A 24,626-nucleotide genomic window follows, 5' to 3' on the forward strand; every position below is an offset into this window, starting at 1 on the left:
AAATAACATTATCATCCCATAGAACATAAACCAATTACCAAAACTCGCTTGTTGATATAATATTAAAAATGAAATATTACATAGAAATTAGAAGCTTTTTACAATCTCAAGCAACCTAAATTTACTCCATGTCTATAAGAAAATCGACTAAAGACTATCTTAAGATGGATGTCAAAGATATATTAAAAATCTTATGTTTAGCACTTGATCAAACTAAAGAGCAGTTGTTTTCAAATCCTGATTATGAGCCAAATAATGCAGAACTTAAAACACTCGATAGTTTAATTAAGCAAAGAAGTAATGGCAAGCCTTTTGCCTATCTCAAAGGCACTCAAGGATTTTATGATCTTGATTTTATAGTCTCACCTGCAACCCTAATTCCTAGACCTGAAACAGAACTATTAATCGACATTGCACTTGATACGTTTGATATAAATAAAAAAATAAGCCTACTAGACCTAGGAACTGGAAGCGGCATAATTGCCATAACTCTTTCTGAAAAGCGTCCAAAATGGAAGATTTCAGCCACTGATCAGTCGATTGATGCGCTGAATATTGCCAAACTCAATTCAACTAAAGATATTGATTTTTATTGTGGTAATTGGTTTGACCCATTACCTCTTTCAAAATTTGATTTAATTGTCAGTAACCCACCGTATATTAATGAGCATGACCCACACTTACAAGATTTAAAATATGAACCTATTGAGGCCTTAGTCTCAGGCAATGATGGGCTTAATGACATCAAAGAAATCATCACCAAATCAAAAGAATTTCTTAATATCGGTGGTTATTTACTGCTTGAGCACGGATATGGCCAAAAGGATAGAATTGTTAAGTTATTAGAAGAGTCTTTTACAAATATCAAAACATTTAAAGATCTCAATAAGCTCGACAGGGCAATCCTTGCAGAACTAAGGTAACTCAAAAAATTCTGCCTTTTTCTTTGAAGACTTTTGTTGAGCTAATATAACCCCAGAAATAACGATTAAAGCTCCAAATGCTTGGTGCCATATCCAGCTATCGCCAAGAAGAAACAGCATAAACATGACGTAAAACGGAACGGCATTTAAATGAAATGACGCCAAACCAATTCCGAGTTGACTCACAGCCTTTATCCAGAAAATTTGAGAAATTCCCAACCCAAGCCAAGCGTAGATAAGCACTAAGCCTAGGTGCTCAATAGTAATAATTGAAGTAGCATTAGTTAAATCAAAAAATACACTACAGAAAAAATATAAGAATATTGATAGCCCCGCCATCCCAAAAGATGTGACTGCTGTTTGACCTAGGTTAGTCATGCCAGGAAGGCTTTTGACTGTTGCTCTGGAGCCCCATGCAAATAATGCAACTCCAATAACTCCTATGAGAGCAGCTATGCCAACATTATCCTCTCTCAATGAGGCGCCTGAAGCAATATAGCCGCCAAGTAATACTAGAACGACACCAAAGAAAAACCATAATGTCATTTTGCGTCCGTCAAGTAGCATCTCCAAACTCACAGCAAAAACTGGCATTGTGGCTACTGCCAGTGCTGCAATTACTGGTGTTGTTAATGATTGAAGCATAAGGATTAAAAAAGCCCCAATTCCAAATCCTGATAAGCCTATTAAAAAACCCTTTAACCATTTAGCAGATTTGACTTTTTGTATTCCTTCAATAAATAACCAAATTATAAAAATTAGAATAAAGGAAAAAACATTTCGAGCTGTGATTACGCTAACAACATCCCAGTCCTTTAATAAATATTCAGCAGCAGGAAAGCCCGTTGCAAAAAGAAGTATAGAAAACACACAAAGAAAGTTAGACTTAACAATTGTTGTTTTGTTGTCAGTTGACTCTTTTGAGGTAGATATACTCATAGTTTTAAAGAGTTGAATGTGGTGTATTGCAGACTCGCAATATATCAGAAACTATTAATTTAGCAATATTTATTTACTGCTCTAAGTTTATTGAAATCTCGATCAATATGAAAATTCAAGATTGTCAAAAGCATCGAAGTGGATGTATAATAATTTTTATCAAGATAAAGGCTTATTAAGCGCTGCCTTGAAAATAGGATTTAAGTGATTTATTATCATTTTTTTTTATACTCAACGCAACTATAAGAGGTTACTTATGCTTGAAAAAAAACACATCGGTCAATCCACTCAAAGTATTTGGGGTGGAGAGCAAGAGCACGAACTATATGAGCGCTCAACTCAAGTACCAGTCGTTCACAGCGTTTCATTTGCCTACGAAGATATTGATACTTGGCATAAAGTTGCCCTAGGTGAAGCTGAAGGCCATATATACTCTCGAAATACCAACCCAACAGTCCGCGCTTTTGAGGACAAAGTAAAAGAACTTGAAGGCGCTGAAGCGGCAACTAGTTTTTCCTCAGGAATGGCGGCAATTAGTAATACCTTGGCCACCTTTTTAAAGCCTGGTGACCGCCTTGTTTCAATCAAGGATAGTTATGGGGGCACAAATGTCATTTTTAATGAATTTTTGCCGCCACTTAATATTGATGTTAGCCTTTGTGAAACGGGTAATTATGAGCAAATAGAAAGTGAAATTGCTAGAGGCTGCAAGGTGTTATATCTAGAAACGCCAACAAATCCAACCATTAAAATTACTGACATCAAACGCTTAAGCGCGGCAGCTAAAAAAGTAGGCGCCCTTGTCGTTGTTGATAATACGTTCGCAACGCCAATCAATCAAAGACCGCTTGCGCTTGGTGCTGACATTACGCTGCACTCTGCCTCTAAGTACCTAGGGGGTCACGCAGATGCTCTTGGAGGGGTTATTTGTGGCAATCAAGACTTAGTTAAGAAAGTTTATCATTACCGTGAAATAAACGGTGCTACTTTAGCCCCAATGGACGCCTATAGCCTCCTAAGAGGAATGAAAACATTAAAGCTTCGAGTTGAAAGACAAAATGAAAGTGCTATGTTAATTGCAACGTTCTTACAAAATCATCCTTTGGTTGATCAGGTTAACTACCCTGGCTTAGATTCTCATCCAGGTCATGAGATAGCTAAAGAGCAAATGAATGGTGGATACGGCGGAATGTTAAGTTTTTCTGTTAAAGGTGGTCTAGATTCAATTAAGAAATTTTTACCAAAACTTAAATACGCTCATATGGCGGCTAATTTGGGATGCGTTGAAACGGTAGTTGGTCCTCCATTAACGACAAGTCATGTAGAGTGTAGCGCAGAAGAGCGAAAGGCTGCTGGAATACCTGAAGGCTTAGTCAGATACTCAACTGGAATTGAGGATGTAGAGGATTTGATTGCTGATTTAGAGCAGGCATTTAAAGAAATTTCTTAAGAATTTTAGGAGAATACAATGAAACAAGAAAGAAGAAGATTTTCTAAAGAGGAGTACCTTGATAGACAATTAAAGACTCGCAAGTCTATGAATGCTTTAAACGTAGAAGTTTTAATTGTTTACGACCCTGCTAATATGTTCTGGTTAACGGGTTATGATGGCTGGTCATTTTATGTTCATCAGTGTGTTGTAATTACAACAGATGGTGGTCTTTTTTGGTATGGCAGAGGGATTGATGCAAAAGGGGCAGAACTTACTACAGACCTTGAGTTAAATAATATCCTCTCATATCCAGATGATTATGTGATGAGCCCCGAGAGACATCCAATGGAGTTCCTTGCCAATATCCTAAAAGAGAAAGGGCTGCATAATAAAAGAATTGGCCTAGAAAAAGATAACTATTATTTCTCTGCTAGAGCCGCAGAGTCATTATATACTTCACTTCCTGCAGCAACTTTTAGTGATCATACAGGGCTAGTTAACTGGCAAAGAGCCGTTAAATCTGAAACTGAAATTACTTACATGAAGCGTGCAGGTAAGGTTATCGAAGGAGTTTATGAAAGGGTTATGCAGGTGGCAGAACCTGGAATGAAGAAAAACGACTTAGTTGCTGAAATATATCACGCAGGCGTTCAAGGACACCAAGGGCATTATGGAGACTATGCGTCATTCGTTCCTCTTATTGGCGCAGGAGAAGAAGCGGCGGCCTGTCACATGACATGGAATGATGAGCCACTAAAAAATAATGAAGGTATGTTTTTAGAGCTTGGAGGAGCGTACGCAAGATATCACTGCCCCTGCTCAAGAACTTTATTTTTAGGAACGCCCCCTCAGCAGTACTTAGATATTGAAAAGGTAATTAATGAGTGCATTGTAAATGCTATCGAGATGTTCAAGCCGGGCAATACCTGCGCTCAGATTTCAGACAACTTTACAGCGACTCTAAAAAAATATGGCTATGAAAAAAATAACCGATGCGGCTACCCTATTGGTTGCAGTTACCCACCTGACTGGGGCGAGCGCACAATGAGTCTTCGAGGAACTGATCAGACAGTTTTAGAAGAAAACATGACATTTCATTTTATGCCCGCGATCTGGTTTGATGACTGGGGCTTTGAAATGACTGAGAGTATTCGCGTTGGAAGTAATGGCGGCGAATGCCTATCCAATGTTCCCAGGAAGCTATTAGTTAAGTAAGGTTATTCTTCACTAGGTCTGACTTTTTGATTAAACCTTCTGGAATAACATCAATATCTTTGATTTTATTCAAGACTGCATAACTGAAATAACGCCTCATGCCAATATCTGCCTTTAAGACTTTCTTAATGAATTCTTGGTAACCAGTAACGTCTTTAACAAGGACCTTTAATATGTAGTCTAATCCTCCGCCCACAGACCAACATGAGAGCACCTCATCAAAGCCCAGTATAGCTTCTTCAAATCTAGCAAACTGGCCTTGTTTATGACTCTCAAGTTCAACCTCAGTAATCACTAGGTGGAAATTGTCTAAAAATGAAGAGGACAGTCTTGCGCCGTAGCTTTCAATAATCCCAGCCTCCTCTAATCTTTGGAGTCTATCCCAGGAAGGGGTAAGTGATAAGTTAAGTTTTTCTGCAAGGGCGGTTTTAGTTATTCTTCCTTCTTTCTGAAGAATGACCAGTATTTGAATGTCTCTTTCATCGAGCTTATGCATGAACCTATTATGACTCAAAAAAAACACTTATTAAGTGAAAAAAATTCACTTAATTATGAAATTTTAATAAAAATCAGTACTTTATAAGCCCTAGAGATTCTTTGGTCTGGCTAATTAAGACTACCTATAATTTGAGAAATTTGATCAAAAGTAGCCTGGTTTGAAGTAAAGACTGGCTTGCCAATAGCCGCTTCAATTTCAGGAATTATTTCTGCTGATCTCATTGCTGTGCACGATATAAAGATCGCATCAGCATCCTCATGAATTGCAGCCTTTGCTGCTGCAATGATTTCATCAGCGGGGAGCATAGCAACATCTCTGTCATCATCCATATCCATATGCATTGACGACACCATTTCAACGCCATTACGCTCTAAATAGCCCCTCAAAAGAGAGGAAACCTCTTCGCTATAAGGCGTCAGAACACTAATCTTTTTAAAGCCTCGCGCTTTGAAATTAGCTACTACAGCTTGGGAAGTAGATAAAACTTTTGCAGTTGGCTTACTTTCTTTAATTGCATTCTCTATTGCTTCATCGCCAACTATGGATGATGAAGAGGTGCAATTAAATACAACTAGATCGAGATCATAATTAGGAAGTATTAGTGCTGCAGCTTCAGTCAAGTCATCACCAATTGCAGCTAGAGACTGAGGCGTCATTGGATTAGCAAAATGAATTCGGTTGAAATAAAAGTCATAGTCTGGTTTTTTTTCTGAGTACATCCTTACAAAATCACGCTCAAAAGTGAAATCAGTATTTAAAACTATCAGACCAACTGATGGCCTATCCCTCCTCTCACTCAAAGCATCTGATATTTGATATTTTTTTGATTCTATAGTCATAATAAATTAATTTTTAATTGATGTTGAAAAAAGGTGCATCACTACAACTCCTGAGATAATTAAAGCCATACCAATAATTGATGCGAGATCAGGCATCTCTTTATAAATAATTGCCCCAGAACATGCAACCAAAACAATGCCTAATCCAGACCAAACAGCATACACCACGCCTAATGGCAATTCTCTTAAAGCTAGAGTCATTAACCAAAAAGATATAAGGTAGAAAATAACCAAAAAGGTGGTTGGTACTAGCTTAGAAAACTCTTCTGTAGCCTTTAAAAGAGTTGTTCCAGCAACCTCAGCTGCAATAGCAAGTGCCAAATATACATAGGTCATTATGATTAAAGTGTCTATAAAAAATAACAGTATAACCTTAAGAAATTACCTATACAAAAAAAAAATTGACTTTAATAAGTCAAAAAGAAATTAGTCTGTAATCGTAATTTCGGTTTTTACATAATATGGAGAGATAGAACAAGACGTCCCATTCGCTGTATCACCACTGAGAGACATGCTCGTTCCAAATGAAAGATTTATTTTGGGTGCTACTTCAGAAACCGTATAAGGTTTTGTAAGGGCAAATATCATAGAGAAGTCATCATCAGAGTTAGTAACATCTTCAATACTTAAGCCAAAACGAGTATCGATATTATTGGGCAGATCTTTATTATAACTATCCCAAGTATAAGTATCAGTACAATCTTGATTTTTACACATTCCCATTTGATTTGCTGCATTTTGACTAACATAACTAACCCCATCACGAGTTTGTTCACCACTATCAGTATTTAAATAATAAGTCATCAAAGTTGGTGAGCCAGATACTTTCCCAGCAAGAAGTCTTAAGTATTTATTAGCACTATTAAGAGTGGCACCTGAATCTGTATGACAAGTGAATGTTGTAAAGCCACTGCCTGAAACTGAAACCGATCCTTGCAACTGAATTTTTCTTAACATTGTTGGCTTAATATGGGTAAAGGTTGACCCGATTGGGAGGCCATTGGTTGAAGCAAATGTCGCAATAGCCTGTTTAGGGAGTACTGAAGTAACATCAAACTCTAAGGAGCCTGTTCCTACTGTAACTGCTCCATTACAAGTCACGTCATAAGGACCAGTATTTGGAACGCTAGTGCAAAGCTCCAGTTTGGTCATAGTTAAAATATATTTAGAAGGCTGCGCACAATTTCCCTCACTCCCTGCACAGCCGGCTGAATATACTTGCGATGAAATTAATCCTAAAAATAGTGGAAGAAGTTTATATATTTTATTCATTAGTCAAGCCTCGAAATAGTTACGCCAACGCCTTCAGACTCGAGCGTAATTTTGTTTGATCGCTTTACCTTTGATAGGAGCTGTGAGCTCATATCACCCTCTGGGAATGCTTCATCTGATATAAATTCTGTTGATGCTGTAGGGCCTTCTCTGGGAGGGAAAACAAAGGATATTTTTACAAAGTTATCTTTCTTTTGGATGTTGTTATCATCAACGCCTAACTCCATAACTAGACTAGGGGTTAGATGCAAGTCAAAGCTTAATTTATCACCCTTGGAATTTTTAGAGTTGTTAATTTTCTTCCATTCGTAATGCGTTAAATTAATTTTTGCCCAAGGAAGATAGGGGATCTGACCACTAACACTCATGTCATTACCATCAAGCGCCCTTTCTTTAAAGTCACCCACCGTCTTTTGACCTGACATTGCTTCATAGTGGTTAATTAGGACATCAAAGACTGCATTCCTAAATTCAAAACCTAGGCTGTATCTTGAATTACCCTTCGCATCATAGTCAACAAAGACGTTTCCACCAATCATTGTTTTTTTATTATCTGATAGTGTCCTATAACCTAGACCAATGTTTGTTGTCATTCTACTTTTACTTCTAATTTGAGTATTACTCAGTTGCAGCTGAACAAACCAAGCATCTTTGCCAGGGTGAACAGATATTGGCCTTACCGTCATAATTGAAAATTCAGGCTTGTTATTTTCTTTAGCGCTAAACTGAACTTCAGTATCACCCTGTCCGCCAATAATGCCAGCAATAGAAGAAGCAATGCCAGAAGACATACTTGAAAGTAAGCCTTGCTTTATAGCGTCGGATTCATCTGCATATGCATATGAACTAAAAATAAAGAGCATAAGTAGGGGTATTTGTAATAGTTTATTTTTCATGGTTAATTTAGAATTATATATTCCGAGTAAATTTTATAGCAGAAGAGCTTTGATGTATATAATCCAAAAAGAACTACAAAGAAGTGAAGTTGGCCTATAAGCCGGGTTCTGTTCAGCCGAAGCCTTGATAGTCATTCATCTACGGTACTTGTCACCAAGCATCTTTAGCACTCTACCCGAAGACAACGCGAGCAGCGCCAATGCCTCCCTATTTGAGCTTGCTCCAAGTGGGGTTTACCATGCCACACTTATCACTAAGTGCGCGGTGAGCTCTTACCTCACCATTTCACCCTTACCTATCGAAACAGGCGGTTTATTTTCTGCTGCACTTTCCGTCGCATCACTGCGCCTAGCGGTTAACTAGCACTTTGCTCTTTGGAGCCCGGACTTTCCTCCTAGCACAATTGCACTCGGCGACCATCCGGCCAACTTCAAGGGAAAATTATACGCTAGGAATTCACCGTTTAAACAGTGTACTAAGATCGAATAAAGACTTTATCTAATTCTGAAATGTTATAGGAATATTATCCAGCACTTGATGGATATTTTCACCATCAGTATCAACTGCAACAGTTACTGGCATATCTTTAACTTCAAGTTCATAGATCGCCTCCATACCCATCTCTTCAAAGGCAACAACTTTTGCCTTCTTGATAGATTTAGAAATTAAATAAGCCGCGCCGCCAACAGCAATTAAATAACTTGCTTTATGTTTTTTAATACTTTTAATAGTTGCTTCACCGCGCTCAGCCTTACCAATCATGCCCAAAATTCCTGTGTTTTCTAGCATCATGTCAGTAAATTTATCCATCCTACTCGCAGTTGTTGGGCCTGCTGGACCTATCACTTCATTACCCACAGCATCTACTGGACCGACATAATATATAAATTTGTTATCAAAATTAACGCCTTTAGGAAGCTCCTCTCCATCATCAATCATTGACTTAAGGCGCTTATGGGCAGCGTCCCTTCCAGTAATAATTGTTCCAGATAGTAGCAGTGTGTCTCCAATATTCCAATGCTCCATTTGAGATTGAGTTAGGTTATTTAAATCTACCTTTGTGTACTTAGAAACGTCCATCTCCAAGTCTGGATAGAGACTTAAATCAACCTCTGGCAATTCAGCAATTCCAGAGCCATCTAACGTAAAGTGGACATGCCTCGTAGCAGCGCAGTTTGGAATCATTGCAACTGGCAGTGAAGCTGCATGCGTTGGATAATCTTGAATCTTAACGTCAAGAACTGTTGTTAAACCGCCCAGACCTTGAGCGCCAATTCCAAGCGCGTTGATCTTATTAAATAAATTAATTCTTAGGGATTCTATTTCAGTGGGATCACTTTTATCTTTAATTTGATTAATATCGATTGGATCCATGAGCGCTGATTTGGCCATTAGCATGGCTTTTTCAGCAGTTCCGCCAACTCCAATACCTATCATTCCTGGAGGGCACCAACCCGCACCCATCGTTGGAATTGTTTTCAGAACCCAATCCGTCAGATTATCATCAGGATTTAAAACTGTAAACTTTGATTTGTTTTCAGAGCCGCCTCCCTTAGCTGCAACCGTAATATCTAATTTATTTCCTTTAACTAATTTGGTATGGATAACTGCAGGAGTATTGTCTTGAGTATTTTTTCGACTAAACAATGGATCACTAACGATTGAAGCCCTTAAGCGGTTATCAGGCTCATTGTAGGCCCTCCTTACTCCTTCATTGATCATCTCTTCAAGGTTAAGCTCAGATTCCCACTGAATATCCATTCCAACTTCAACAAAAACGTTTACAATTCCAGTGTCTTGACAAATTGGCCTCTTACCTAGCGCGCACATCTTAGAGTTTATCAAGATCTAGAGATCGCATTTTTTGCGCTCTGATTAGTCTCTCTTTCATAAGCCGAAACCATTGCACTAATAAAATCAGGTGAATGATAATAAGAAATATACTGCAATGCAGAATGAATACTCTGTACTAAATGGTCTTGTTTAATTATCATATTTATTTGGATTCACCTATTGTCTAGTATATTAAAGCAAGATATATTATAATCTCTTTTCATTTTAATCATTTTTTTGCTAGGATTCCCTTATGTTCAATTTATTCAACGGCCAAAATCTATCAATCGATCTTGGAACAGCTAATACACTTATTTATATGGACGGTAAAGTAGTCCTCAATGAGCCTTCAGTTGTTGCATTAAGGCATGAAAAAGGTGCCTTAGAGTCAACAGTCATCGCTGTAGGTCAAGAAGCAAAAAATATGCTTGGAAGAACTCCTGGCTCAATTGAAGCTATTAGACCAATGAAAGATGGCGTAATTGCTGACTTTAAGGTCACTGAAAAAATGCTTCAATACTTTATGAAAAAAGTTTTAAAAGCAGGCTTTTTCTCCCCAAGTCCTAAGGTGTTAATTTGTGTCCCATGCGGCGCCACTCAAGTTGAAAGGCGCGCGATCAAAGAAAGTGCTGTAGGCGCTGGAGCAAGAGACGTTTACCTTATTGAGGAGCCAATGGCGGCAGCGCTTGGCGCTGGAATGGCCATTGAAGAGGCTTCAGGTGCAATGGTTCTTGATATTGGCGGTGGAACCTCTGAGATTGCCATACTATCTTTAAATGGAATTGTTTATTCTGACTCCCTTAGAGTTGGAGGAGATGTTTTTGATGACACTATTGTTAAATTTGTAAGAAGAGTCCACGGGATTATTATCGGCGAGGCAACTGCTGAGCAAATTAAAGAAGAAGTTGGAAGTGCTTTTGAATCAAAAATTATACGAAAAAACGAGTTCAGAGGACGAGCAGTTTCTACTGGTCTTCCTGTTGCTTTTGAAGTCACTAATTCTGAGATATTAGAAGCTTTGAGTGAGCCTCTTGGAATGATAATCAGCGCACTAAGAACAGCCCTTGAGCAAACGCCTCCTGAATTATCATCAGATATTGCGCAAAATGGCCTAGTTATTACTGGCGGTGGTGCACTTTTAGAGGGTATTGATAAGCTAATTCATAATCAAACAAACTTGCCCGTTACTATTGCAGATGATCCACTTACCTGTGTCGCAAGAGGCGGAGGAATTGCCCTAGAAATGATTAATCAGCATGATATGGGATTTTTAGCTGCTGAGTGAAACAAAATAAGTCGAGGAATTAATAATGCGGCTTGTCAAACTTTTCGTACCAGTACTTCTTTCAATTATCTTAATTGTATTAGATACTCGTTTCTCTTACTTAGATAATTTTAAAAAATTCACCTTAACTCTTCTTAGCCCAATTTATGTAATTGTTGATTTACCCAGCCAAGTCATTAATTGGGTCAACGATAAGGGCGCTGATAATGAGATTCTAATTGGTGAAAATGATTATCTAAAAAGTCAATTAATTGAACTTAAAGCAAGACTTCAGACGTACAATAATCTAGCTTTAGAAAATCAAAAAATTTCAGAGCTTTTAGATTCAAGCTATGAAATACCAAATCATGATGTTTTGCTTGCACGTGTTAAGTCAATCTCACAGTCCAGACTGTCCAAAAAAATAGTTATTGATAAGGGTTCAAATGATCAAATATCTTTATCTCAACTTATTATTGGCTCAGACGGGGTTGTGGGTCAAGTTACGCAAGTTACTCCTATGTTCTCAACGGTTCGTCTTCTAACCGACCCCACCCAATTTATGCCCGTTAAAAATTCAAGAAATGGAATTCGAGGTATCTCCAAAGGAGTGGCATCAAATGAAGAAGGCATGATAGTTGAGTATGTGCCATTAGATTCAGATGTTAAAGTTGGAGATTTATTCCTTACTAGCGGAATTGGTAATTCATACCCATCTGGCTATCTTGTGGGAAGAGTAACTTCAATCGATGATTCTTTAGTTGCTTCATTCTTATCTATTACGCTTCAGCCATCTCAAGATATGAATAAATTAGAAATGGTCCTTATTATTAAAGGAAAAAATGACTAATTCAAATCACTTCTTTCTTCTAGTTAAAATATCTATTATTGCATTCATTACTGGTGCAATTTCACTGCCGTCTTTTCTAGAGCTTGCCTCTCCTTTTTGGTTATTACCTTTTTTTAGCTACTGGGTTATTTATTCAAATGGCAAGAATATTTTTGCTTCTGCATTTATTCTTGGAATATTATTTGATATTATTGAGGGAGGAACTCTAGGTCAAAACGCTGTTGCCCTAGTGCTCAGCTCTGCTTTTATTTTAAATGTAAAAAAATCTTTTTTTGTTTCAAATTTAACGACTCAACAAGTTTATATTTTTTTAGGATCTATAATTTATTTGATTATATTTTTATTGGTTCAGCAATTAACTCAAGGCCTAAATTTTGAGTGGTTAATATTACTTTCTCCATTTACTAGTGCAATATTATGGCCCTTAATTCGATACTTATTAGCAAAGCTTAAACAATAATTAAGTTAAAGATATGGAAAAAATTGGAAATATTAAGCGCGAAAAAGTAGTATTCAAATCAAGAGTAATTTTTTCCGCAATCATAATGCTTTTGATAACTCTGATCTTAATAGTAAGACTCTTTAATCTTCAAGTAACTAAGCATGATTACTATTTAGAAGAAGCGCTTGGTAATCAAATGCAAAATCTTCCTATAACACCAATTAGGGGTGATATTCTAGATCGAAATGGGAAAATATTAGCAACTAATGAATTTTCTTATATATTAACAATCACTCCAGAAAAAGTAACTAATTTAAACGAAACATTGATAGGATTAAAAATAAGGGATTTAATTACTTATGACGATATTAAAAAATTTAATAAAAAATTAAGTCGTTTTAAAAAATTTCATAATATACCCTTAAAATTTAATCTCTCCGAGTCATCCGTTGCTTCATTTTTAGTAGAAAACCAACTCCCTGGCGTTGAGGTTGAGCCGTATTTTCATCGAGTTTATCCTTATGGAGAATCGAGTGCTCATCTCATTGGATACGTCTCTTCAATGAGTAAAGCAGACAAAGGTATTTATGATAAAAAAAATTATAATGGTACAAATTTTGTTGGCAAAACAGGTATTGAAAAACAATATGAGAAGCTACTTCATGGGCAATCTGGTATTAAACAAATTGAGCGAAATGTAGCTGGCCGAATTGTGGATACCAAAATTATAACGCCCTCTATTGCTGGCCAAGATATCTACTTAAATATTGATATAGACTTACAACTTAAAGCTGAATCACTTCTTGGAGATAGTAGAGGTGTTATCGCACTTATAAATGTTAAGAATGGGTCAATACTCAGTTTAGTCAGTACCCCTTCATATAATCCAAATTGGTTTGTTAATGGAATTTCAGTCGAAAGATATAATGAGCTCAGTAATAACGAAGACTTGCCACTTTTTGATAGAAGCATTAAAGGACTCTACCCTCCTGGATCGACTATCAAGCCAATGGTTGCTCTTGCTGGTTTAGAGCTTAATAATATAACTATTAAAGATAGTACCTTTTGTCCTGGATACTACAAATTAAATAATTACTCTAGAAAGTTTAATGACTGGAAACGAACTGGTCATGGGAAAGTAGATGTGATTGAGGCTATAGCTCAATCATGTGATGTATTTTTCTATGATTTAGCTTTCAATATGGGTATTGATCAAATTCATGATAGCCTTTCATATTTTCAATTTGGCAAAAAAACAGGAATTGACTTACCAGGAGAACTTGGCGGTATCCTTCCCTCTAGAGAGTGGAAAAAGATTAATAAGGACGAGCCTTGGTATAGAGGAGAAACTCTTATAACAGGAATTGGCCAAGGTTTTATGACTACAAGCCCTCTTCAACTCGCTTTAGCAACAGCAGCTATAGCAAACAAAGGTCAGTTATTAATGCCTCAAGTAATGATGCATTCTCAATCAAAAAATGGTGATTTATTTGAAGAACAAAACCTAAAATCAAATCAAATACCTATAAAGGATATCAATAATTGGGAGTTAATTATTGAAGCAATGAAGCAAACAGTATATGGTAAATTTGGGACAGCCAAAAGACTTAACAATAAGCTTAAATATAGCCTAGCAGGTAAAACTGGAACCGCACAGGTTTTTGGTCTTGACCCAGAAGAAGAGTACATTGCTGAAAATATTGAAGAAAAATTAAGGGATCATGCTCTATTTACTGGATTTGCACCTATAGAAGATCCCCAAGTGGCAATTGCTATTATTGTTGAAAATGCAGGAAGTGGTAGCTCAAAAGCAGCACCTTTGGCAAGAGAACTTTTAGACGAATACTTTATTAAAAATCCAGTTGAACTAAATACACTAAATTAGATTAAATCTCTTTATAGCTTTTCAGTATAGAATTTTTTTCTAAAGTCAGAAAATGTATTACTCTTGATTGCCCCTCTAATTGACTTCATCAAATACTGGTAATAGAAAAGATTATGAAGGGTGTTTAGGCGGGACCCTAGAATTTCATTTGATTTTTGTAAGTGGTGAAGATATGCCCTTGAATAATTTTGACAAGTTGAGCAATGACAATTAGGATCTAGAGGGCTAGTATCTTTCTTATATTTTGCATTGCGAATTTTTACAACGCCCTCTGAAGTAAATAAGTACCCATTTCTTGCATTACGAGATGGCATTACGCAGTCGAACATATCAACTCCAGCTGCAACACCTTCAACTAGGTCTGAAGGAGTTCCAACACCCATAAGATACCTTGGCTTGTTAGATGGCATATGATCAGGTAAGTAGCTGAGAACCTCCATCATTTCTTCTTTTGGCTCTCCAACCGACAAACCGCCAATAGCATAACCGTCAAAATTCATCTCAACTAATGACTCAGCTGAATGAAGACGAAGCTCTTTATGCATTCCTCCCTGAATAATTCCAAAAAGAGCATTCTTATTGTTGAGTCTTTTATGCTCATCTAAAGATCTTTTAGCCCATCGAAGTGAAAGCTGCATAGATTGATCAACAACATTTTTTTCAGAGGGATAAGCCGTGCAATCATCAAATATCATAACAATATCTGAACCCAATTTATACTGAATTTGCATAGATTCCTCAGGACCCATAAAAATTGCTGATCCATCCTTTGGTGATCTGAATTTAACGCCTTGCTCAGTTATTTTCCGCATCTTACCTAAGCTAAAGACTTGGAACCCACCAGAATCAGTTAGAATTGGGCCATGCCAATTCATAAAATCATGGAGATCACCATGAGCCTCAATCACATCAGTTGAAGGTGTTATTGATAAATGAAATGTATTCCCTAGGATAATTTCAGCGCCTAAATCCCTCACCTCATCAACAGTCATTGCCTTAACTGTTCCATATGTTCCAACAGGCATAAAAGCTGGGGTATTAACCTCACCACGCTCAAAAGTAAGCTTACCTAATCGAGCTTTATTATCTGTATTTTTAAGTTCAAATTTCATAGTAAAGTTATAAAAAATATGCGATTTTTTTTAGCTTAATTAGAATGCTTGATTTATTTCATCAAACCCAAAGCCTCTTGATTGTAAAAAACGTTTTTGCCTAGCCTTTTCTTTATAGTCTAAAGATTTGCTATCACCAAATTTTTTATACTTAACGTCTTTTGCAAGCTCAAACCAATTAAATAAAGTTAAATCAAACTTACTAATACCTCTTGATTTTAGCTCCATAGAAATTTTTACAGGCCCTTTGCCTTGATTAAAGCGCATAAGTATGAAAGCCTCAGAAAACCTTTCATCACTCTGGTATTTTTGCTCAGCTAATAAAGAGATGCTGTCATTAATGACAGCATCATCAAAATCTTTAAGGTTTAATTTTTGTCTTAATTCTAATTTGGAGTGCTCTCGCCTCATTAACATCTTTAATGCGGCTGCGTAGCATTTACTCTGCTGACTCTGTTTCGTCATTATCGCTCTTTACGGGCTGTGTTTCATCATTATCATTACTCATTAATTTCTCACGAATTTTAGCCTCAAGCATTTGACTCATTTTAGTATTATCTTTTAAGAAATCACGAGAATTATCCTTACCTTGGCCAATTCTTTCCCCTTCAACACTATACCAAGCTCCTGCCTTTTCAACAAAACCATGCTCAACTCCTAAATCAATTATCTCACTCTCCCTAGAGATGCCTTGATTATATAAAATTTGAAACTCAGCCTTTTTAAATGGAGGGGCTACCTTATTTTTGAGAACCTTAACACGCGTCTCATTACCAAGAATTTCATCACCTTTTTTAATAGCTCCAATTCTTCGAATATCAAGTCTTACGGAGGCATAAAACTTAAGAGCATTTCCACCAGTTGTAGTTTCAGGGTTACCAAACATCACACCAATCTTCATTCTAAGTTGATTAATAAAGATTACCATGGTATTAGTTCGCTTTATATTGGATGTAAGCTTTCTTAATGCCTGAGACATTAGCCTAGCTTGTAAGCCCATATGCGAAGCACCCATTTCGCCTTCAATTTCAGCTTTAGGAGTTAACGCAGCAACTGAGTCAATAACAACAATATCAACACCTCCAGAGCGAACTAGCATATCTGTAATTTCTAAAGCTTGCTCACCAGTATCAGGTTGGGAAATTAGAAGGTCGTCTGTATTTACGCCCAATTTTCTAGCATAAGAGGGATCTAGAGCATGTTCTGCATCAATAAATGCCGCCGTTCCACCCAATTTTTGCATTTCGGCAATAACATGAAGAGTCATAGTTGTTTTTCCTGAAGACTCAGGACCATAAATTTCAACAACTCTACCTCGAGGTAAGCCACCAATTCCTAAAGCAATATCAAGACTTAAACTTCCCGTTGATACAGCTTCAATATCACTTCTCGCCTCTTCATCACCCAAAAACATGACAGAACCTTTTCCGTACTGTTTTTCAATTTGTCCAAGTGCTACTTGTAGTGCTTGTTTTTTCTTTTCATTCACTCCGTTCTCCCGCGTAAAATGATAATAAATTTATATGCAATTATTATAATGGCTTTCACTCATCAAGATACAGAATGTATGGCTCTTGCACTAAAACTTTCTCAGTTTGGTCGCAAAGCTGTTGGTGCAAATCCAATGGTTGGATGTGTGATTTCTCGTGATGATAAAATTATTGCTCAAGACTACCATCGCCTTTATGGAGAGGGCCATGCAGAGGTGAATGCCTTAGAAAAAATTAATTACAAAGGTGGAAATACTAACGTATATATTACTCTTGAACCATGTACTCATTTTGGTAAGACGCCGCCTTGTGCTGACGCACTAATTAGGGCTGGAGTTAAGAAGGTATTTATTGCAATGCTTGATCCAAATCCATTAGTTTCTGGAAGTGGAGTTAGGGCGCTTCAAGATAATGGAATCGAGGTTGAAGTTGGGCTACTTGAAGTGGAAGCTAATGAAATTAATCGCGGTTTTGTCAAAAGAATGACGAGTGGTTTGCCTTTTGTAACATCAAAAATTGCAATGAGCCTTGATGGAAGAACGGCAATGAAAAATGGGGAGAGCAAATGGATTACTTCTAAAGCTTCTCGAGAGGATGTACAAATGCTGCGAAGCTTAAATCAGGCGATTTTGACAGGCTCAGGCACAATCAAAAGCGATAACCCGATGATGACTGTTAGGACTGAGAGTGCAGATTCAAACCCACTTCGTGTTGTTATTGACAGTAATAATATTATTACTGATAAATCTCTTAACATTTTTTCATCTGATGCTGAAACTCTTATTTTAAATAACAATAATTCAGAAATGCTTGCTAATGGTAAATTAGATCTTAAATCTGCGCTTATAAAACTAGGAGAAATGGGTATTAATAATTTACTTTTAGAAGCTGGCAGCGGTCTTAATGGGGCTATGACTGAAGCTGGGCTAATTGATGAGTTTATTATCTACACTGCTCCATTAATACTTGGAAGTGATGCCAATCCGATGATAGAAATTCCTTTAAAAAAAATGTCTAACAAAATTAAACTTAATATTATTGAGGTTAGTCAAATAGATTGTGATATTAAAATTAGAGCCACTATTAAATGAATAACTTGACAAATAAAAGAATTCTATTAGGAGTTAGTGGATCTATTGCTGCCTATAAATCACCTGACATTGTTAGAAGGTTGCAAGATTTAGGTGCAGAAGTTAGAGTCATTATTACTAGTGGAGGGAGAAAGTTTGTTAGCGAACTATCACTTCAAACGGTTTCAAAAAATAAAGTTCATGACAACCTCTGGGATAAAGAAGCAGAACTAGCAATGGGCCACATTGAACTCGCAAAATGGGCTGATGCAGTAATCATTGCTCCAGCATCAGCAAATACAATAGCCAGACTTTGTCATGGCAAGGCAGATGACCTTCTATCAACAGTAATTCTTGCAACGAATGCTTCTATACTAATTGCCCCGTCAATGAATCAACAAATGTTTGCATCAAAAGCAATTAAAGAAAATCTCAAGATACTTAATAATAGAGGCGTGATAACAATAGATCCAGGATTTGGAGAGCAAGCTTGTGGAGATGTAGGTGAGGGAAGACTTGCAGAGCCAGAAGAAATTGCAAGACAAGTAGCAACTATATTTTCAAGTAGCGCTCTTAGTGGAAAAAAAGTTCTAATAACAATTGGGGGGACTATAGAAGCAATTGATCCAGTTAGGTATATATCAAATCATAGTAGTGGAAAAATGGGAATGGCGCTAGCAAATGCATGCATCCAAGCTGGAGCAGAAACTACACTAATAGTTGGATCAATATCAGTTGAAGTGGAAAAAAGAGCTACAGTAACTTACATAGCAAGTGCTAATGAAATGTACGATGAAGTAATGAAAAAAATAAAAACTCAAGATTTATTTATTAGCTGCGCCGCAGTTGCAGATTTCAAACCAAAGCAAATAAGCCTAAATAAAATTAAAAAAGATAGCAACTTATCCACAATTGAACTTATAAAAAATAAGGATATTTTAGAAAGTGTTTGTAAGCTTAGAAATAAACCTATCTGCATTGGATTTGCAGCTGAAACTGAAAATTTTCTTGCCAATGCAAAAGCTAAATTAAAGAACAAGAGGTGTGATGCAATTATTTTAAATGATATTTCAAGTAGTGAAATTGGGCTAAACTCAGATGAGAATGAAGTTCACTTTATATTGCAAGAAAAAACTGAGAAAATAGATAGAAGTAATAAGCAAATTATTGCAGAAAAGATAATAAAAAAAGTTACAAAATATTTTTTCTAAACGCTGTAAATGCTTATAAATCAAGGGTTAATCGACTTACCCACAATGCTGTGGATAACTCTGTTGATATCTCAAAATTCAGACTTAAATTAAGCGTTAGACTAACAATTTCTATGGTTTTGGTTAATAAATAATCATATCAATTTTTTTGTTATAAATCAATGACTTATATTTTTATAAATTTACGAATTTATTTCTACTTCTGAAGGCAAACTACTAAATTATCAATTCGCGGATAACTTTTTTAGTTTTGCCCTTATAGACTGGGGTTTAAAGGCTAAATTGGTGAAATTAAATCCCTATTAATGCTCAATAATAAAAGGTTAATTTTTGGGTTAAACTAAATTAAATAATGCTTATAAAACTTCCAATAAATTTAACGTAGTTAAAGGCCTTAATATAGCTCTTTAAGCCACTAATTGAAGGTAATTTTGTGTTTTATTTAATATTGAATTTGATATTTTTGATGACCAAATTTTTTCTCAATTAAATCTAAAAAGTCTCGATTTAATGAAATATCAAATTCTTTAGGAAGAGGGATTCTTCCAGATGAATTAGTCGACTGATACTCAATAATTACTGGACACTTTCCTGGATATTCTTTCAATAATGCACACAGCTCTAGGTACTCATTTTTGTTCTCTTTTGTTAGTTTAATTTTGAGATATTTAGCATATTTTATTTGAACTCTATTCACTGGATCTATCCGATCCACAACTATCTGCCATTGTTCTCTAAAATCTTTATTTACCTTACCTGAAACTACTACCACTTCATCTAATAATATATGTTCACTATTTCCAGCAAGTTTTTGTGAGAAGACCGCTGCATTTATTCTTCTCTCTCCATCTTCAAGTGTCAGGCTAGCCATTTGGCCTCGTCGTGTATTTCTGTAGACAATGTCAGAAATTAGTGAAAGAACCCTCACTTCACGATTATTTCTGAATACTAAATCTTTCGGGAGCGTACAAACTATTGATTTCAAATCTGATTTATACCAATCCGTAGGGTGGCGTTCTAAATAGTATCCCATTACATTTTTTTCAAATTTCATCACATTTTTAAAAGAAAGAAACTCTCCTTTTATGTAATTTTTTTCATACTCAGTATGGCTATCCACTTCTGTAAAAAGGCTATTTTGTCCTTTTGATGAATCACTTTGTCTCTGTTCTGCTTGCCTCACTGCTCTTGGATACGTCGCAATTAATGTTGCCCTTTTAATATCAAATAAATCAAATGCTCCACTGTATATAAGAGCTTCAATAGCTCTACGATTTAAGAATTTTTTTTCTATTCGAAAACATAAATCAAAAATATCAGAGTATTCTCCATTTTTTTCTCTCTCTAAAACTATCTCCTTTACAAGAGCCTCGCCAACACCTTTAATAGCACCTAGTCCATATATAATTGTTTTATTATCAGTAATACTAAACTCATATTCAGATTGGTTAATATCAGGCGCTATAACTATAACTCCGTTTTTCTTAGACTCTCCAACTGTAAACGCAACTCGATCAGTATCGTCCATAACACCTGACAAAACAGCCGCCATAAATGGAGCTGGATAATGTGCCTTTAGCCAAGCTGTTTGATATGAAATATAAGCGTAAGCAACTGAGTGAGATTTGTTAAACCCGTAACCTGAAAACTTATCAATAAGATCAAAAATTTCATTTGCCTTACTCTCATTAATACTTTTTTCAGCTGCTCCCTTTACAAATACTTCACGCTGCTCTGCCATTTCTTCAACTTTTTTCTTACCCATTGCGCGACGTAAAATATCTGCGCCACCTAATGAGTAACCAGCCATAACTTGAGCAGATTTCATTACTTGCTCTTGGTATAAAAATACCCCATTTGTTGGCTTTAAAATTTCCTCTAACATCTCATGTGGATATCTTACTTTTGCACCATGTTTTACCTGGATATAATCATCTACCATACCTGCATCCAGTGGGCCTGGTCTATAAAGTGCCAGCATAGCAACAATATCTTCAAAAGAGTCAGGTTTAAGCTTTTTTAAATAGCCACGCATACCATCTGATTCAAGCTGAAAGACCCCAGTAGTATCGCAATCTTGAAGTAACTTAAATACTTTTGGGTCGTCAAGCTTAAGCTTGTCAATATCAATCAAACCTTCACTTAAGCCTTTTTTGGCTATGATTTTTACCGCTTTATCTATTACTGTTAGGTTTGATAATCCCAAAAAGTCAAATTTAACAAGTCCTACAGCCTCAACATCATCTTTATCAAACTGTGAAACAACAACATCTGATTCATCAGATCCTTTATAAATTGGGCAGAAATCACTAATTTTACTTGGTGCAATAACCACTCCACCAGCATGGGTGCCGACATTTCTAATAAGCCCCTCTAGATCCTGAGATAAATCAATCAGCGTTGAAACACTTTCTTCAGAATCATATCTTGCTTTCAATTCATTAGAGTCTTCTAAAGCCTTACCTAATGTCATTTTTAATTCATTTGGTATCATTTTAGAGATCTGGTCACTAAAACCATAAGGATGCCCTAAAACCCTCCCTACGTCTCTTACCACACCCTTAGCCGCCATTGTTCCATAAGTAATGATCTGTGACACTTTCTCTGAGCCATACTTGTTAGAAACATAGGCAATAACTTCATCACGACGATCTGTACAAAAATCAATATCAAAATCTGGCATAGAGATTCGCTCTGGATTCAAAAAACGCTCAAATAAAAGATCATGCTGAATAGGATCAACATTTGTAATAGAAAGTGCCCAGGCGACAAGAGAACCAGCACCTGAACCTCTACCTGGGCCAACTGGAATTCCATTTTCTTTTGCCCACCTTATGAAATCGGAGACAATTAAAAAATAGCCTGGAAAATCCATTTCAAGAATTACTGATAATTCAAAATTAAGCCTGTCAAAATAACTCTTTTGATTTACATTAAGGTCTTTAAGTCTAACTTGGAGGCCTTTATTTGATTCTTCACGAAAAAATTCAGCTATAGACTTTCCTTTTGGTGTTGGAAAAGCTGGAAGGTAATTCTTTTCGAATAATTTAAAGTGTAAGTTGCATCTTTTGGCTACTTCAGAAGCATTTTCTATTAACTGAGGATAGTCTTTAAATAATTCAGACATTTCATCAGGAGTCTTTAGATATTGACTATCACTAAAAAATTTTAAACGCCTGGAATCATCAAGCAGCCCTCCCTCAGCTATGCAGATTCTAGCTTCGTGGGCATCAAAATCAGTTTTACTAATAAACTGCACATCATTAGTAGCAACCACTGGAATATCTAACTTCAATCCTAATTCAATCGTAAGATTAAGAAGATTTTCATCTGAATGTCTATCTGTTCTTTGTGCCGATATATAATATCGGTCATTAAAAATAGCTTGCCAGTATTTAGCTTTAGAATGAGCAAGTTCCAACTCATTTGTCAAAAGAAATTGAGATATGTCCGAGCTGATTGGAGTTGCAATCATAAGCAAGCCCTCTTGGTGAGAAATTAATTGTTCTTCTGTAACACTAACAATTGAAATTCCTTGCTCATTTAAGTAAGCCTTTGAAATAAGCTCTGAAAGATTTAAATAGCCCTCATGGTTTTGACAAAGTAAGAGAACATCATAATGACCTAAATCAAAATCTATAGATACATTTGCACCAATAATAGGCTTTATACCAGCACTAGTTGCTTTTTGATAAAATTTAATCGCAGAAAAAAGACTCATACCATCAGTCAGAGCGATGCTATTCATTCCTGCCTCTTTAACACTTTCTATAAGTTTTGAAACGCGAACTAAGCTATTCTTTACAGAATACTCACTTTGACATTGAAGATGAACAAAATCCACAGAACTCTTTGATCCGAAAAAAAATATGAAATTTACTGATCTATTTTACAAACAATTTCAATACTAACTTTTAGCTTTTTAAAAATTAGTATTGAAATTTAATTATAAAAAATAAACTAATTTAAAGGTTAGATATTTTGAGCGGCCTTAATTAGAGCTTGTGCTTTATCCATAGTTTCTTGCCACTCCATTTCAGGTAAAGAATCATAAACAATTCCTGCTCCAGCTTGTATATATAATCTCTGATTTTTAATAACAGCAGTCCGAATAGCAATTGCTAGGTCCATTCCACCATGCCAGGATAAATTGCCAATAGCGCCAGAATAAATATTACGCTTTAAATCTTCAACTTCATCAATAATCTCCATTGCTCTTACTTTTGGTGCACCGCTTAATGTACCTGCTGGAAAAGTAGCCTTCAATACATCAATAGAACTCATATTTTCTTTTAACTCACACTCCACATTTGAAACAATATGCATAACGTGTGAATAGCGCTCTATAAACATTTTATCTGTAAGAGTAACGCTTCCTGTTTTAGCAATTCTGCCTAAATCATTCCTGCCAAGATCAATTAGCATTAAATGCTCGGCAATTTCTTTTTCATCTGACAAGAGATCTTTCTCTAGATCAAGGTCCTCTTGCTCTGTTTTTCCTCTTGACCGAGTTCCTGCTATAGGCCTTATAGTTGCAATATTATTGTTATCGACTCGAGTTAATATTTCAGGAGATGAGCCGACTATTGCAAAGTCATTTAAATTGAGAAAATACATATATGGAGAAGGATTAAGTATTCTTAATTGTCGATATAATTCAACTGGATTTGATTTAAAAGAACAGCTTAATCGCTGAGAAGGTACAACTTGCATTACATCACCAGCTTTAATGTATTTTTGAACTTTTTCAACTGCACTTATGTAATTTTCCCTTCCAAAACTTGACACAAAATCTTCTGACTTTATATTTTCAGAAGGAATAGATGACTGTTCAAATGATTTCTTAATATTTGCTTCAATTAAGCTAAGTCTTGTAAGCCCATCTTCAAATTTTTCTTCATTAGGATTGACATGAGTAATTATGTGCACCTTACTACTTAAATTATCAACTACAAGAAGATCATTTGAGACCATTAATAAAATATCTGGAACATTTAGTTCGTCAGTTTTATCAATATGCGCCAGCTTTGGCTCTATGTAACGAACTATTTCATACCCAAAGTAACCAACTAAACCACCATTAAAATCTGGAAGGCTGGATAACTGTGGTACTTTAAATTGATTTTGGTATTCTTCAATCCACGCAAGCGGATCCTCTACTGAGAACTCTTCAGCTAACTTTCCATTTTTTTCAACTTGAACCTGATAATTATTTACTTTAATTACTGTTTCAGCAGCCAACCCAATAAAAGAATATCGCCCCCACTTTTCCCCACCTTGAACAGATTCTAAAAAATAGCTATAGGGATTATTGGCAAGCTTAAGATATAAAGCTAAAGGCGTTAATGTATCAACAACAATTTCCCTAGAAAGAGGGATATGATTAAAGCCTTCTTTAATAAGACGATTGAAATGTGACTTTTGCATGGGTATATTTTATCATTACCCAGATT

The 24,626-nt window shown here is 36.1% G+C and carries 20 protein-coding genes, 1 other RNA gene and 1 pseudogene; 9 read left to right on the forward strand and 13 right to left on the reverse strand.

Annotated elements, in window-relative coordinates:
* Nucleotides 1–128: 128 nt before the first annotated feature.
* On the forward strand, nt 129–923 hold the full coding sequence (prmC, locus tag ABXT44_RS06525; protein WP_416686422.1) for a peptide chain release factor N(5)-glutamine methyltransferase: 795 nt from the start codon (nt 129–131) through the stop codon (nt 921–923).
* Here prmC and ABXT44_RS06530 read toward each other — a convergent pair.
* Entirely contained in the window at nt 915–1,862 is a 948-nt protein-coding gene (locus ABXT44_RS06530) for a DMT family transporter (RefSeq protein WP_416686423.1), read from the reverse strand. The two genes, prmC and ABXT44_RS06530, sit on opposite strands and share 9 nt — an antisense overlap.
* Nucleotides 1,863–2,118: 256 nt before the next feature.
* On the opposite strand from ABXT44_RS06530, the gene ABXT44_RS06535 reads away from it, so the two are divergent.
* Together ABXT44_RS06535 and ABXT44_RS06540 are read left to right on the forward strand one after the other, a co-directional pair.
* The gene (locus ABXT44_RS06535) at nt 2,119–3,312 is read left to right on the forward strand and encodes a cystathionine gamma-synthase family protein (RefSeq protein ID WP_416686424.1); all 1,194 of its coding nucleotides are present in this window, start codon (nt 2,119–2,121) and stop codon (nt 3,310–3,312) included.
* 18 nt (nt 3,313–3,330) lie between these two features.
* Nucleotides 3,331–4,509, forward strand: a complete 1,179-nt coding sequence (locus ABXT44_RS06540; protein WP_416686425.1) for a M24 family metallopeptidase — start codon at nt 3,331–3,333, stop codon at nt 4,507–4,509.
* Here ABXT44_RS06540 and ABXT44_RS06545 read toward each other — a convergent pair.
* From ABXT44_RS06545 to ABXT44_RS06575, 7 genes and pseudogenes are all read right to left on the reverse strand, one after another.
* Nucleotides 4,502–5,005 (reverse strand): Lrp/AsnC family transcriptional regulator, encoded by a 504-nt coding sequence (locus ABXT44_RS06545; RefSeq protein ID WP_416686426.1) that lies wholly within the window; start codon nt 5,003–5,005, stop codon nt 4,502–4,504. The genes ABXT44_RS06540 and ABXT44_RS06545 overlap by 8 nt on opposite strands.
* Nucleotides 5,006–5,115: 110 nt before the next feature.
* A complete protein-coding gene (locus tag ABXT44_RS06550; protein ID WP_416686427.1) occupies nt 5,116–5,847 on the reverse strand; it encodes an aspartate/glutamate racemase family protein in 732 nt (243 codons plus the stop codon).
* A 6-nt stretch (nt 5,848–5,853) separates the two neighbouring features.
* Nucleotides 5,854–6,183, reverse strand: coding sequence for a DMT family transporter (locus ABXT44_RS06555; RefSeq protein WP_416686428.1), 330 nt, complete (start codon nt 6,181–6,183; stop codon nt 5,854–5,856).
* A 90-nt stretch (nt 6,184–6,273) separates the two neighbouring features.
* Nucleotides 6,274–7,119: a hypothetical protein gene (locus tag ABXT44_RS06560; RefSeq protein WP_416686429.1), complete on the reverse strand. Its 846-nt coding sequence runs from the start codon at nt 7,117–7,119 to the stop codon at nt 6,274–6,276.
* Nucleotides 7,119–8,015 (reverse strand): inverse autotransporter beta domain-containing protein, encoded by an 897-nt coding sequence (locus tag ABXT44_RS06565; protein ID WP_416686430.1) that lies wholly within the window; start codon nt 8,013–8,015, stop codon nt 7,119–7,121. The genes ABXT44_RS06560 and ABXT44_RS06565 overlap by 1 nt, the downstream gene beginning before the upstream one ends.
* Nucleotides 8,016–8,096: 81 nt before the next feature.
* Nucleotides 8,097–8,448: RNase P RNA component class A (gene rnpB, locus ABXT44_RS06570), an RNA gene on the reverse strand.
* Nucleotides 8,449–8,514: 66 nt separating this feature from the next.
* Nucleotides 8,515–10,010 (reverse strand): annotated as a pseudogene (locus ABXT44_RS06575) (fumarate hydratase).
* A 92-nt stretch (nt 10,011–10,102) separates the two neighbouring features.
* On the opposite strand from ABXT44_RS06575, the gene ABXT44_RS06580 reads away from it, so the two are divergent.
* The 4 genes from ABXT44_RS06580 to mrdA are packed head-to-tail and all read left to right on the forward strand — an operon-like array spanning nt 10,103 to nt 14,290.
* Nucleotides 10,103–11,134, forward strand: coding sequence for a rod shape-determining protein (locus ABXT44_RS06580; RefSeq protein WP_416686431.1), 1,032 nt, complete (start codon nt 10,103–10,105; stop codon nt 11,132–11,134).
* Nucleotides 11,135–11,159: 25 nt separating this feature from the next.
* Nucleotides 11,160–11,963, forward strand: coding sequence for a rod shape-determining protein MreC (gene mreC / locus ABXT44_RS06585; RefSeq protein WP_416686432.1), 804 nt, complete (start codon nt 11,160–11,162; stop codon nt 11,961–11,963).
* Nucleotides 11,956–12,423, forward strand: coding sequence for a rod shape-determining protein MreD (mreD, locus tag ABXT44_RS06590; protein ID WP_416686433.1), 468 nt, complete (start codon nt 11,956–11,958; stop codon nt 12,421–12,423). The genes mreC and mreD overlap by 8 nt, the downstream gene beginning before the upstream one ends.
* A gap of 13 nt (nt 12,424–12,436) precedes the next feature.
* Nucleotides 12,437–14,290 (forward strand): penicillin-binding protein 2, encoded by a 1,854-nt coding sequence (gene mrdA, locus ABXT44_RS06595; RefSeq protein WP_416686434.1) that lies wholly within the window; start codon nt 12,437–12,439, stop codon nt 14,288–14,290.
* An 11-nt stretch (nt 14,291–14,301) separates the two neighbouring features.
* Here mrdA and tgt read toward each other — a convergent pair whose 3' ends face one another.
* The 3 genes from tgt to recA are packed head-to-tail and all read right to left on the reverse strand — an operon-like array spanning nt 14,302 to nt 16,891.
* Entirely contained in the window at nt 14,302–15,402 is a 1,101-nt protein-coding gene (gene tgt / locus ABXT44_RS06600) for a tRNA guanosine(34) transglycosylase Tgt (protein WP_416686435.1), read from the reverse strand.
* 39 nt (nt 15,403–15,441) lie between these two features.
* Nucleotides 15,442–15,867 carry a regulatory protein RecX gene (locus tag ABXT44_RS06605; RefSeq protein WP_416686436.1) on the reverse strand — a complete coding sequence of 142 codons (426 nt, stop codon included), beginning with the start codon at nt 15,865–15,867 and terminating at the stop codon, nt 15,442–15,444.
* Nucleotides 15,842–16,891 carry a recombinase RecA gene (recA, locus tag ABXT44_RS06610; protein ID WP_416686437.1) on the reverse strand — a complete coding sequence of 350 codons (1,050 nt, stop codon included), beginning with the start codon at nt 16,889–16,891 and terminating at the stop codon, nt 15,842–15,844. Before recA ends, ABXT44_RS06605 begins: the two co-directional genes overlap by 26 nt.
* Before the next feature lie 18 nt (nt 16,892–16,909).
* Here recA and ribD point away from each other — a divergent pair, with 18 nt between their 5' ends.
* Together ribD and coaBC are read left to right on the forward strand one after the other, a co-directional pair.
* Complete coding sequence (ribD, locus tag ABXT44_RS06615) at nt 16,910–17,983, forward strand: bifunctional diaminohydroxyphosphoribosylaminopyrimidine deaminase/5-amino-6-(5-phosphoribosylamino)uracil reductase RibD (protein ID WP_416686438.1); 1,074 nt, start codon at nt 16,910–16,912, stop codon at nt 17,981–17,983.
* Nucleotides 17,980–19,173, forward strand: a complete 1,194-nt coding sequence (gene coaBC / locus ABXT44_RS06620) for a bifunctional phosphopantothenoylcysteine decarboxylase/phosphopantothenate--cysteine ligase CoaBC (RefSeq protein ID WP_416686439.1) — start codon at nt 17,980–17,982, stop codon at nt 19,171–19,173. Before ribD ends, coaBC begins: the two co-directional genes overlap by 4 nt.
* Nucleotides 19,174–19,615: 442 nt before the next feature.
* Here coaBC and dnaE read toward each other — a convergent pair whose 3' ends face one another.
* Nucleotides 19,616–23,017 (reverse strand): DNA polymerase III subunit alpha, encoded by a 3,402-nt coding sequence (gene dnaE, locus ABXT44_RS06625; RefSeq protein WP_416686440.1) that lies wholly within the window; start codon nt 23,015–23,017, stop codon nt 19,616–19,618.
* A 128-nt stretch (nt 23,018–23,145) separates the two neighbouring features.
* Nucleotides 23,146–24,600 carry an anthranilate synthase component I gene (gene trpE, locus ABXT44_RS06630; protein ID WP_416686441.1) on the reverse strand — a complete coding sequence of 485 codons (1,455 nt, stop codon included), beginning with the start codon at nt 24,598–24,600 and terminating at the stop codon, nt 23,146–23,148.
* Between the last annotated feature and the right edge of the window lie 26 nt (nt 24,601–24,626).

Origin of the sequence: Candidatus Pseudothioglobus sp. Uisw_041 (genome assembly GCF_048087625.1) — a bacterium.
Lineage (GTDB): Bacteria > Pseudomonadota > Gammaproteobacteria > PS1 > Pseudothioglobaceae > Pseudothioglobus.